We start from the raw sequence: 12372 nt of genomic DNA, 5'->3' as shown, positions 1-12372 counted from the left end.
CCCGCTGCGACAAGATTGCGCCTCGCCCCTCCCCTTGCGGGGGGTTCTGAAGGGGGCCAGGAGCGCATTGAGCCGGGGGGGCGCTGCCCCCTCCTGGAGCGACAAAGAAGCGGAGCCGCCCCTTTCTTTCTTCTGAGCCTCTTGCAAATCTCAAATCAAGCAATTATCATGCCTCGAAAATATAGTTTAACATCAACCACTTACAAAATGAGTTTTTTGCAATATTTTACATAATATGTACTTTTGCAAGAGGCTCTTCTATTTGAGCAATTTTGATACCCGAAAAAACTCGAATCAGATCAGTGTAACTGCTATTTTTTTTTGCTCTAATTATGGGCATTAGCAGCGTCACTTGGTGTTTAACAACAATTCAAGGTTTTTCCTGGCATCGATGTCGTCGGGGTTGAGCCTTAATGCTGCCTGGAACTCCTTAATGGCCTCGTCATCACGACCGAGGATGCCGTAGACGCTGCCCAGGTTATTATGCGCCTCGGCGTAATCAGGGTTGAGCTTTATGACCGCTTGATACTCTGCTATGGCTTGCTGATAATTTTCTTGCCTGAACCAGATGTTACCGAGGTTGTTATGCGCCTCAAGGTAATCGGGTTTGAGTTTCAGGGCAGCCTGATAATGTTTGATGGCTGCATCGAAATCGCCCTGTCTCTGATAAACGTTACCCATATTGTAATGGGCCTCGGAGTCATTGGGGTTAAGCGCTATGGCCATTTGATACTGCAACAATGCCTTTTCGTAGTCTCCGGCCCTCTCATAAAAGACCCCAAGGTCGTATTGAGGGCGAACCTTGTTTGGGCTTTTTACGGCAACGTCCGACCACAGACTGATCTCATCGTGCCAGACGTTGTTTCTTCTGTACGTTGCCACGGCGAGGGTCAGCACGATTAGGGTTACCGCCGTTGGTACAATCCACCTGTGTTTTAACTTATCATCAGCGATGATACACACCGAAACAAACACAAGGCAAAACCCCGCCAGGGGTAAATATAACCTGTGCTCAAAGATAACATCCGCAATGGGTATGATGCCGGCTTCCACAGAGAGGGTCAGAAAGAACCACAATATCCCAAAGGCGGTCAATCTCAGGATGTGCTTGCCATTTGCCCTGGCCGACAAGACATACAGATAGACCGCCAGCCCTACGATTGAAGCGATAAACAACAGTGAGATGAGGGACTCGAAGTTAAACAGGGTTCTATATACGGGATAGTCATAATCGAGGTTCTGGTTGACGGGGATAAACAACAGCCGTATATAGGTTACAATTACGCGAAACTGTGTGATGAGGTAATCCCACCTGCTGATGTCCGGGGCGCTTGCGATGCCTATAGACCTGCTGATGCTCTCGGCGTCTGACAAAGCCCCCCGACTGCCTATGAGCGTAAGCGGTATCACCACGATTGTCAACATGATTGGCGCCAGATAAGCGACCCTTTTCCTGAGACCTCCCTCAAGGAACGTAAATTCATAGAGGGCTATGCACAGGGGTATTGTAAATGCAATCTCCTTGGTCTTCATGGCACAGATGGCTGACAGAACGGATACCACATAGAGTATACCTTGTGCAGTGACAGACCGGCAGACCCTGGCCCTGACATACATCACAACCGACAACAGGTAAAACAACGTTGCAAGTGAGGCAAACCTCTGGATGATATAGGTAACCGCCTGTGTGGCAATGGGATGACTTATAAACAAGAGTGCCCCGGATAAGGCATATAGTTTGGGTGTATCCCTGCCTGCCGTGGTGTTTGAGAGAAATGGCGAATTAAGCGTGAGTATGATAAGCCAGTAGGTTAGACCGGCGTTTGTGATATGTACGGCGAGGTTGAAGATATGATATCCGGTAACATCAAGGGCATGTAGTTTATAGTTCATGGCCAGGGAGAGATAACCAATAAAGCGTGTCTTGAAAAAGTCCTTGACTTGCCTAGATACATCGGCAGATTCAAATGCCGTGTTGTCGGTAAAGTATTTCAGGCTTCTTATAAGTTGGTTCTTAATAATGTTAGGCTTGTCGTCAAAGACAAAAGGTACCTCAAACGTGTTGGAATAAATCAGCAGACCGACAACGGCTATTATTAAGACGTGAAAGAACGGATTACTTAAGAATACCGGGGGTTCCCGCCGTATAATTGTTGTAGCAGACGCTGTTGTAGCGTCGCTGCTCTTTGGCTTGTTATGTCCGGATTTCTTAGTCAAACAATGCCCGATTTTTTCGGTAATCTGCTATTATTTCAGATTTAGCAGTGGCAGGTTTGGGGATTCAGGTCTTGGCGTAAGCGTCCGTCGTTGAGTATCTACTATGAGGTCAAGCTCCTCAAGCGCTATTTGCCCCAACAGTGGTTCACACAGGGGGGGGGCCGACGATACAATCGGTTACCATTGAACGGTTTCCGATGTTTACCTCCAGCCCCATGGCAAGCCATCTTTCCTCTTTTCTTTCATCTGCGTAGGTAACGACTATCTTCCTTGCCGGATGCAGGCCAAGTTTCTCCACCTCGTCCTGGGGTAGCAGGATCAGTACCGCACCAGTATCAACAAGCATCTCAAGCTCACTGGACTCTATCTCCTTTTGGCTAATATACCCCCTCCGTGACATCTCAGCACTAGCATAATTTCTCAATAACACCTTGACCCTAACCTCACCCATTGGCTACATCCTCCTTACTGTTTGCCCTTAAGCATCCGTAATTTTCAAAGTTCTCTCCGGCTAAATTCATTTGTAAGTCCTTACCTGCTCTCTTTTAACAACGCTTCAATAAACTCGATAAATATATTTGCATGGAACAGATATGTGCCAACATTATATAGATGTTCCAGTATTATTGCATAACGGGATTCAACGGCATACGCGTTTAGTGTTGTAAGAATTTTTATGTATTCCGGTAATTTAATATCGTTATCTTCAGCAAGTTCCACCAGGTCTTCAAGGTCATGTGTTTTAGGGAAAGAAACCCCCCTGGAACTCAACAAAGACTTAATAGCCTTTTCAACGCATTGTTGCAAGTGGAAGTATTTTATTTCATCGGCAACGGATATATTATTAATCACTTGTTCAACAAGCATTAAGTCTTGTTTGGCTTTAATCAAGAATATCTCAAACTGCTTGATAAACTTAGCCTCTTTCATAAATCACGATACCATTTTTAGCCGCCTCATAGGAAACAGAGTTGACTTGTGTCTTATAGAATTCAAATTCCTCCCGGGACTGTACTATTGTATCAAAGGGCATCAAGATACCCTTTAATGCCCTCCTGGCCTCTGTCATCTCCTCTACCTTTGACTTTAGAATGTCCTTTATTATCAACAAGTCAATATCGCTGTCTTTTGTGGGATTGCCACAGGCAAAGCTCCCAAAGAGGATTATCCTTGCAGGGTTTACAACCTTCAACCTCTCTACGATTTTATCCCTTATTATAATATCGAGGTTCATGATTTTATACTAAACCAACGTGGCCGCCTCTGTCAATAGATTCAGGCATACTGAAATGACGCAGTTTTTTTCAGGCATGATAATTGAGTGTGAAATAATGGGGTCAAGGGGACTGGTCCCCTTGCAGGGGGTTCTGAAGGGGGGCGGAGCCGCCCCTTTTTTTCTGTTCTTTGGCATGTTGTCAAACACCCACCGGAGATGCTATTGTATACAATGGCAATGTCACTGACACAACTGCAACTCTTTAACGGTCTTCTATACTGGGAGGCGCCCCGGGTGGTGTTTCTGGAGGTCACAAACCACTGCAACCTCCGGTGTGTCATGTGCGCCCATGCACAGGACGATCTGAGCATGGACAAGGGGCACATGCAGTGGGCGATGTTTGAGGATGCCTTCAAACAGTGTAGCCATCTCAGGTCGCTGTGTCTGTTTTCGGCGGGGGAGCCACTGCTGGCAAAGAATTGGGACGCAATCCTCAAGCATTGCACGCAACACCTCCCCCAAGACGTTGACATCAGCTTTTCCACCAACGGGCTGCTGCTAACCCGCCAGAAGATACTCCCACTGTTGGGCAGAAACATAGCCATCACCATCTCCATCGACGGGGCCACACGAACCACCTATGAGTATATCAGACAGGGGGGGAGCTTTGACAGATTGATAGAAAACATAAGACTGCTGAACTCACTCAAAGACCAGTACAAAACCGATAGACCCTCCATAGAGATTGCCTTTGCCGCAAGCAGGGATAACGTAACCGAACTGCCACTGATTGCCCAACTGGCCGTGCAACTGCGCGCAACACAGCTCGTCGTGGCACAGCGCATATTCTTCAACGAGGATGACTTCAAAGCAAAATCGCTGTTGTTTGCCAGGGAACAATTTGACGAAAACCTCCAAGAGGCCGTTGCCCTCTGCCACAGAGACGGCATAAGCATCATCCACGGCGGAACGTACTCAGGAGAGATTCCTCCCCCGGCAGGGCTGATCAACAGGTTCTTTGACATGAGGGCTGACGGCAGGTTTGCGTGCAGGACGGCAGAGCAACACGTATCCATTGGCTTTAAGGGACTGATCAGGGCGTGTTGTTTCATAGACCACCTGTTTATGGGCAATCTCAACTATAATACCCTGTCAGAGGTCTGGCATGGGCATCACTACAGGCGTCTGCGTCTGGATATCAGAAACGGTCGGTTTGGTGATGGCTGCAAGAATTGCCCGTTCTTCCAACTGCTCAACAGGCACGAGCAGGCATGTCTGCGCAAACTCAATACGCAGTCGCACATACCGGCCTCTCCGCAGATCAGACAGCCATATGACGTCTTTGCCCTCAACGGCGAGTTCCAACGCCACATGGACGACTGGCAGCATGGGTGCATAAGCGCCGCCGATACCATAAAGAGGCTGTTGACGCTCTATGAGCAGGATGCCTGTTTCTTTGAGGTTGCCAACAACATCGGGGTGCTCTACGCCACAGACAACGACATCACAAACGCCCGAAAATGGATCAATACGGCCTATGCGATTAACCCACTCGATGCCATGATGCAGCAAAACTATGACTCTCTCTCTTTATAGCGCGTTTTGATGTATCCTCTTTATATTGCATGGTAAAAGAAAGAAGGAGGGCGGCTCCGCCCCCTCCTCAGACCTCCCCTGCAAGGGGACCAGTCCCCTTGACCCCTTCCTGCGGAACCTTTCTACTGGCAGCGTCTTCAGCCGGGTTCAATGTGTACAACTACATCGGCAACGCCATCCATATTTAACTTAATGGCATGAACAACCTCATGAGCAATTTCATGCCCCCTTGCTACGGTCAGTGTGGGGTCAACAAATATGTGCAGGTCAACAAACACACAGCCCTTGCTCCCCCGTGTCCTGATCTTGTGGCTGTCGATGACTCCGTCAATTTTATTGACGATTTCATATAAGAGCCTTGTGTCAATCTGGTTGGTGTCAATGAGCACGCTGATGTCTGATTTCAGGATTTCCATCCCTGACCATGCCACCAACAATCCAACGATAGCCCCAACTACCATATCCGCATAGCCAAACCCCAGCTTTGACAGGGCAAGAGCAATCAACACCCCTACTGTCACGTATATATCGCTTCTGGTGTGGGCAGCATCGGCCATCAGAAACTCACTGTTGAGCTTCTTACCCATACGTTGTTCGTATGTGTTGACAAACAGGTTTACAGCAAGTGTGGCCAGCATTAAGATAAAGCTCCCTGCGGATATTTTTAGTTCAGGTCTTTCAATGAATGTTTCATATACGTTTCTGAATATCTCAAAGCAAGCAAAAAACATCATCAACGCTATGAATACCGTAAGCAGAATCTCCACTTTCTTGTGTCCGTAGGGGTGTTCGGCGTCAGGGGGGCTGTAGGCAAAGCGCAAGCCCACAAGTCCAACCACATTTGAGATTCCGTCAAAGCCGGAATGGAAACCATCCGAATAGATAGACACCGAATGCGTAATCATCCCGTAGATTATCTTCAGCAGGGAAACGGCCAGGTTCAACGCCATGGTATATATCAATACCCGCCGTATTTGCCTTATATTATTGTCCATGTCCATAGCGTATAACTTTATTATAACTTTATTCATGGATTCTGCGCACAGACAGATAAGCGATTTGCCGTGTTGTCGTGTAAGTATGATTTGACGACATTGTAAGGAATAAGCTACCATTAAATGATGAAAAGTGTCAGACTGATAACGGCCTTGTTGTCTTTTATGTCGGTGCTCCTTGCGGGTATCGGTTTGTTGGGTTTACACGGCATGGGGACGACCAGGGACGGGCTTAAGACCGTATATCTTGACCGCGTGGTCCCATTGCGGGATATAAAGACAATATCGGACATATATGCACACGACATCGTTATTACGCTCCAGAAGGTACATGACGGTAAAATTACATGGCAGCAGGCAATACAAGGTATCGAAAAGTCAATCGAACTCAAGGACAGCAAATGGAAAGAGTACAAGGAGACCTACCTGGTGCAAGAAGAAAAGAGGTTGATAGCTGAAATAGAACCGCTATTTAAGACGGCAGATGAGATGGTGGCAAGGTTGCTTGATATTCTAAGGAAAGAAGACCGACAGGCCCTAAATAAATACGTCACAGGACAGATGTATGATGTGACAGACCCTGTCTCCATTAAACTGAACGAACTGGAAGACGTACAGTTAATGGTCACAAGGCAGGAGTACGACAAGGCCGTTGTCGCCTATAAAAGAAACCGTGGACTGCTGGCAGGGGGCGTGTTGTCGGGCATACTGCTGGCCGTGTTGGGTGGAATGAGGATCATTACCGGTATTACCAGGCCATTGGAGGAGACCATTGCAGAGCGGAAAAGTGTCGAGGAGGCGTTAAAAAAGAGCGAGCAAGAGCGTGACAAGTTCTTCAATGAATCTTTCAGTCTGATCTGCATTGCCTCAACCGACGGGTATCTCAAACAGGTCAATCCGATGTTTGAAAAAGTGCTGGGGTTTACCACGGAGGAGTTGCTGTCCAGGCCGCTGATGGAGTTTATCCACCCCGATGACCGTAAGTCAACCATTGCCGAGATAGAGAAACAGCTCGGGGGCCTGACTACCAGAGATTTTGAAAACCACTATATATGCAAAGACGGCTCTTTTAGGATATTGTCGTGGATGGCCGGTCCGGTGCTGGAGGATGGCAGGATATATGCCATAGCCAGGGACGTTACCCGACAACGGAGGCTGGAAGAAGAGGTCAGGATTGAAAGAGATAAACTGCTGTCGATCATGGCCACGGTAGATGACGGGATTTACATTACTACAAGTGATTGTGTGCTTGAATACGTCAACCCTTTTGTAGAGCGGGAATTTGGCATTGCCGTGGGGCGTAAGTGTTATGAGTATTTCCACGACAAACCGGAGCCGTGTCCGTGGTGCAAAAAGAATGAGATACTTGCAGGGAAAACCATTTATTGGGAGTGGTATTATCCCAGAAATGGCAAGACATATCATCGGTACGATACACCGATAAAAAACAGGGATGGCTCCATGTCGAAGTTTGCGTTATTTCACGACATTACGGAACTTAAGAACGCCGAAAAACTTATACAGAGGTCGCTTAAAGAAAAAGAGATGCTCATAGCGGAGATACACCACAGGGTCAAGAACAATCTGACTATAGTCTCCAGCCTGTTGAAGATGCAAGGTTACAGTATCAGGGATAAGGAGGCATTGAACGTGTTCAGAGAGGCTGAAAATAGGATAAAGTCTATCGCCTATGTCCACGAAATGCTTTACCGCTCTGATGATCTGACCGGTGTTGACTTCAACAGCTACATTAGTAAGCTCATAAAAACCCTCTGCGATAGTTATAAGCTAAATCTGTCACACATCACATTCAACCTTGACGTAAGGAAAGTATCCCTGGGCATTGACATAGCCGTGCCCATTGGACTGTTGATAAACGAGTTGCTCACCAATGCCGTAAAATACGCTTTTCCAAACGGAAGGCAGGGGGAGATATTTATATGCCTGCAGGACAACTCCGGTGGCAATATTGAGTTAATCGTCAGGGATAACGGCGTAGGTATCCCGAAAGAGATTGATATAAGAAACACTGAATCTATGGGGTTTCAGTTAATCACGGGTTTAGCCGAAACCCAGCTCGGCGGTAAGATAGAGCTGAACACGGCAGGGGGAACAGAGATCAAGGTGCAGTTTCAGGCGCCGGATAAAGGAGCAAGCTGATGACTAAAAAGACCGTTCTAATTGTAGAGGATGAATTTATCATTGCCGGCAGGATAAAGATGACATTACAGGAGATGGGATACTCCGTAACCTCCATAGTGGCCTCCGGTGCGCAGGCAATAGAAAGGGCGGCAACTGACAAACCCGACGTTGTCCTCATGGACATAGTGCTCAGGGGAGAGATGGACGGCATAGAGGCCGCCAGCAAGATTGGCGAGGCTTACAATATTCCTGTCATATTTCTGACGTCTCACGTAAATGAGACCCTCCTGGAGAGGGCAAAGAGAGCCGAATCATTCGGGTATTTGCTCAAACCTTTTAACGAACGAGACTTGCAGACCAGCATAGAGATAGCCATATACAAACACGGCATGGAAAACAAACTCAGGCAACTAAACAGGACACTCGAACTAAGGGTACAACAAGAGGTAGAGATCAACAGACAGAAGGAGTGCATGCTGATACATCAATCCAAGATGGCATCGATGGGGGAGATGATAGCCGCCATAGCACACCAGTGGCGACAACCCCTCAACGCCATCTCCATCATAGCCCAGGACTTAGGTGATGCTTACCAATATGGTGACTTTGATGCAGCCTATCTGTCGCAGTCAGTGAATATGACCTTAGAGCAAGTACGATTTATGACAAACACGATTGACGACTTTATGAACTTCTTTAAACCGGACAAGAAAAAGGTTCCGTTTAAGGTATGCACCGCTATAAAGGAAGTAATCCAGTTGATTAACATCCAGTTTACAAAGTCCGATATCAATGTCATCCTCAACGATAGCGCTCAGGCTACCTGTAGCGATGAGCCTATGGCCGAAGGACTTCCAAACGAGTTCAAGCAGACGGTGCTCAACATACTGTGTAATGCCAGGGATGCCATTGTCAAAAGGAAGAAGCAGGGTTTGTTTACCGCCGGAGAAAAAGGTGAGATACACGTTGAACTATCCACAACCGACCATACGGTGAAGGTAGCACTCACGGACAACGGTGGAGGGATACCTCAGGAGGTTATTGGCAAGGTGTTTGAGCCGTACTTTACGACAAAGGGGTCGGAAGGGACGGGGATAGGGCTTTACATGTCCAAGGTTATTATAGAAAACAGCATGGGCGGCAAACTGTACGCAAACAACAATAGCAAGGGCGCCGTTTTTACGATAGAACTAAACAGGACATAGGCACCTTGGCAGCGGCAGAACCAATGAGAGGCAGGCAGCTCACCTCTGCGCAGGAAGGGGTCAAGGGGTCAGCGACCCCCGGCTCAGTGGGGGGCTGGCCCCCTTGCGGGGGAGGTCTGAGGAGGGGGCGGAGCCGCCCTCCTTTTTTCCTTACCGTTACATATTTCTGCGCTTGGAGTGTATTTCAAGGAGCTTCCAGTGCACCACGGGGATTTCCAGCAACATGTCGCCATCTATGTGGTAGACCGTCGAGGGGGTTGAGGTCTCAAAGATCAGCTGTCGGGGAAGGCTTGAGACAATGGAGTCCTCTCCGAAGAATCCGCCGTCGCTGCAACTAAAGACAAGATTGCCATTGGCAGTGTATACATTAACCTCTCCCTCTTTTGTCAAAAACAGGATGCGCAGGTCACCCCCGGAAATCCTTTCACCCTTGTTGTAATAAGTGGGGACTATCTTATGTGCTATCCTGTTTAAGACCATGTAGGATATCCCCTCGCCAAACAACCACGTCCCCTGGAGAAAGGCGATATTGTTTACGGCGCTTTTCATGAAGTCGAACAGGTCGTGCTTTTTGAGAAACCCACGGAAGAAATCAACACTGAAACGCATCACGTTGACATGAGAGATTGCACGCCAGGAGCCTTGCTGAGGTTCATCCGTAAAGAGCGCCCTCTCACCGATCAAGCTACCCACCGATATCAGGTTGTGTATATTCCGACTGGAGAGTATAAACTCCACGCTGCCCGACAGTATCAGATACACGCAGGGGGTATCGTCCTTGCCCAGGATGAGCGAACCGGCGCTGAAGCGGAGTATTTTTGTGTTGAGAAGCACCCTGAGATAGCCTTCGTCTATGGTGGGGAAGAAGGCCTTGAGATACAGGTATGCAGCCCTTCTGATATAGTCCTGCTGGGTTGGGATCAGGACGTCCACCGAGCCAAAGACGGCTTCGGAACCGATCTCCTTCTGCTCGTTTGTCAGCGCCGTTGAGGTGTGGGCAAGTACGACCCTGCCGGAGTCATCATTCTTGAAATCTGACGCCTGACCGTGGATAAGTCCCCCTCCGGCATCGATCTTCTTCAGATCAACCGGCAGCAGATAGTTGGCCTTCACGTCGTCAAAAAACGTAGGTGATATAGCGCTTTCCCCTGGGGGGATGCACATTTTCTTGAGTAGTTCAAGTGAGACGATGTCGGCCAGATGGGCGTAGGTCTTGTATCCATTGTCATCCTGCGCACGGAAGAACAGGATATTTGTCTCCACCGGGTGTGGCGAGTAGACGGGTTTGACCTCCAGACCGTCACAGTCGTTCCACTGGTTGACCTGCAGGTCTGAGACATCAAAGTAGTCAAAGAACCTCTCCTCTTCCATGGACATCAGTGCAGAGAGCTTTCTGGAGACGGAGGCGCGCACCACCGGCGTGGCATAGTACTTTATCCGGTGGTCGGATTGTATCAGCGCCGGCAGACCGCAGAAGTGGTCATCGTGGGCATGGGTGTGAAAGATACCCTTGATTTCGCTTATATCTATGCCCAATGACTTCAACGTAAAGACGATGCCTGGGCTTGCGTCTATCAGGTAGATGTTTCCCTGAAATACGAGGATACTTGCCATGCTCTGCCTGCGGGTGTCCCAGCCATCCCCCTGACCGGAGTGGATCACCGAAAAGTAATGTCTGCCAATATCATGAAATCCAAGCGTGTAGGGGGATTCATAGGTCTGATCGGGGGCCAGGTTGAGGTCAACCTCAGTAGTTCTGCCCTTGTACTGAAACTCATACCGGTTAAAACCAGTCCTGCGGATATAGACCCCGTTTTTGATCTCCACCGGGGCCTGTTCCACCACTATGGTGTCAACAAAGTCTGTGGTAGGTCTGATCCCGCCAAAGGCAAACTTTAGCTTTATAGCCATCATCTGTTGTGCCTCCTGCGGGGAGAGGCCGCCCTGTACGAGTTCTTCGACGGAGGTCAGGCCGTAGTTGCCGCGATATATGTAGTTCATCTGTGCATTGACCTGTTCCCTGGAGCCGATAAGCAGAGGTTTTACCCCGGTATTACGTGGATGCCCAGGCAAGAGCATCCCCTGTCTGTAGAGCATCTGTAGCACCGGAAACTCCGCCAGGTTTGAGAACATGCCGTTTTGTATCAGCACTTCGGACAGCAGGATGGCATTGGGGCCGGTCTCAAAGGTAACACCGTCCTTTGTTTGGCGCGATATATACCCCTTTATCATCATGTGCTTTACCACATCCGCCGGGGCGCCACACAACACATAGAGGTCAGCCCCGGGCACCTGCACCCAGTACACCCCAGGGACGATCTCCGTCGTCTGGAGGTTTCTCAATGCCTCCTCAAGGGCATTTGTGCTGACCTGCAACTGCTCGGTCCTCTTGTTGACCATATCCTCCATTGTTCTGTTCTGGTCGTACAGGGCCAGGTGGGTTTTTACACGTGCCTTGACCACGGCGGGATTGAACGGCTTGGTGATAAAGTCAACCGCACCAGCTTCAAACCCCTTGGTTTCGTCATCAATGCCGGTCATGGACGTCAGAAATATCACGGGTATGCCTCTGGTTGAACTGTTGGCTTTTAACCGTCTACAGACTTCAAAACCATCCATCCCCGGCATTACTATATCGAGCAGGATCAGGTCGGGATTGCCATCATGTAAATCCAGACGCATCATGGCCTGTTGCCCATCCTTGGCTATAACGAGCTTATAATCCTCCTTTAGCATATTCAGCAGGATATCAATATTTATCTTTTCGTCATCGATGATAAGTATTTTGGGACGTTTTTGCTCCACTTTTGTAATATCCTCCATACCCTTAATCTCTGAAATGCCCGCCTACCCCGACTCCATTAAGTAACCGAGCATAAGTAACTATAACATGAAGAAGGGGTCAAGGGGGCTGGCCCCCTTGCGGGGGGTTCTAAAGGGGGGCGGAGCCGCCCCTTTCTTTCTTTTCTTAGGGGTGAACTATTGTTATACATATTTATGC

General features: G+C 48.5%; 9 protein-coding genes. 3 read left to right on the top strand and 6 right to left on the bottom strand.

Annotated elements, in window-relative coordinates; all coding sequences use genetic code 11:
* Nucleotides 1–348: 348 nt before the first annotated feature.
* From HWQ67_RS05700 to HWQ67_RS05685, 4 genes are all read right to left on the bottom strand, one after another.
* A complete protein-coding gene (locus tag HWQ67_RS05700; RefSeq protein WP_218251688.1) occupies nucleotides 349–2217 on the bottom strand; it encodes a tetratricopeptide repeat protein in 1869 nt (622 codons plus the stop codon).
* A gap of 145 nt (nucleotides 2218–2362) precedes the next feature.
* Nucleotides 2363–2668, bottom strand: coding sequence for a retroviral-like aspartic protease family protein (locus HWQ67_RS05695; RefSeq protein ID WP_218251687.1), 306 nt, complete (start codon nucleotides 2666–2668; stop codon nucleotides 2363–2365).
* Nucleotides 2669–2748: 80 nt separating this feature from the next.
* Nucleotides 2749–3147: a HEPN domain-containing protein gene (locus tag HWQ67_RS05690; protein ID WP_218251686.1), complete on the bottom strand. Its 399-nt coding sequence runs from the start codon at nucleotides 3145–3147 to the stop codon at nucleotides 2749–2751.
* Complete coding sequence (locus HWQ67_RS05685; RefSeq protein WP_218251685.1) at nucleotides 3134–3451, bottom strand: nucleotidyltransferase domain-containing protein; 318 nt, start codon at nucleotides 3449–3451, stop codon at nucleotides 3134–3136. The genes HWQ67_RS05690 and HWQ67_RS05685 overlap by 14 nt, the downstream gene beginning before the upstream one ends.
* A 213-nt stretch (nucleotides 3452–3664) precedes the next feature.
* On the opposite strand from HWQ67_RS05685, the gene HWQ67_RS05680 reads away from it, so the two are divergent.
* Nucleotides 3665–5029, top strand: a complete 1365-nt coding sequence (locus HWQ67_RS05680) for a radical SAM protein (protein WP_218251684.1) — start codon at nucleotides 3665–3667, stop codon at nucleotides 5027–5029.
* Between the two features lie 137 nt (nucleotides 5030–5166).
* Here HWQ67_RS05680 and HWQ67_RS05675 read toward each other — a convergent pair whose 3' ends face one another.
* A complete protein-coding gene (locus HWQ67_RS05675; RefSeq protein WP_218251683.1) occupies nucleotides 5167–6060 on the bottom strand; it encodes a cation diffusion facilitator family transporter in 894 nt (297 codons plus the stop codon).
* 87 nt (nucleotides 6061–6147) lie between these two features.
* Between HWQ67_RS05675 and HWQ67_RS05670 the strand changes: the two genes are divergently transcribed.
* Complete coding sequence (locus tag HWQ67_RS05670; protein ID WP_218251682.1) at nucleotides 6148–8184, top strand: histidine kinase dimerization/phosphoacceptor domain -containing protein; 2037 nt, start codon at nucleotides 6148–6150, stop codon at nucleotides 8182–8184.
* Nucleotides 8184–9371: a sensor histidine kinase gene (locus HWQ67_RS05665; RefSeq protein ID WP_218251681.1), complete on the top strand. Its 1188-nt coding sequence runs from the start codon at nucleotides 8184–8186 to the stop codon at nucleotides 9369–9371. Before HWQ67_RS05670 ends, HWQ67_RS05665 begins: the two co-directional genes overlap by 1 nt.
* Nucleotides 9372–9527: 156 nt before the next feature.
* On the opposite strand, the gene HWQ67_RS05660 is transcribed toward HWQ67_RS05665, so the two are convergent.
* Nucleotides 9528–12194: a response regulator gene (locus tag HWQ67_RS05660; RefSeq protein ID WP_218251680.1), complete on the bottom strand. Its 2667-nt coding sequence runs from the start codon at nucleotides 12192–12194 to the stop codon at nucleotides 9528–9530.
* Nucleotides 12195–12372: the final 178 nt, after the last annotated feature.

Source organism: Candidatus Magnetobacterium casense (assembly GCF_019173545.1).
GTDB classification, from domain to species: Bacteria; Nitrospirota; Thermodesulfovibrionia; order Thermodesulfovibrionales; family Magnetobacteriaceae; genus Magnetobacterium; species Magnetobacterium cryptolimnobacter.
The sequence above is the reverse complement of the archived record's forward strand: the minus strand, read 5'-3'. Positions and strand labels throughout refer to the sequence as shown.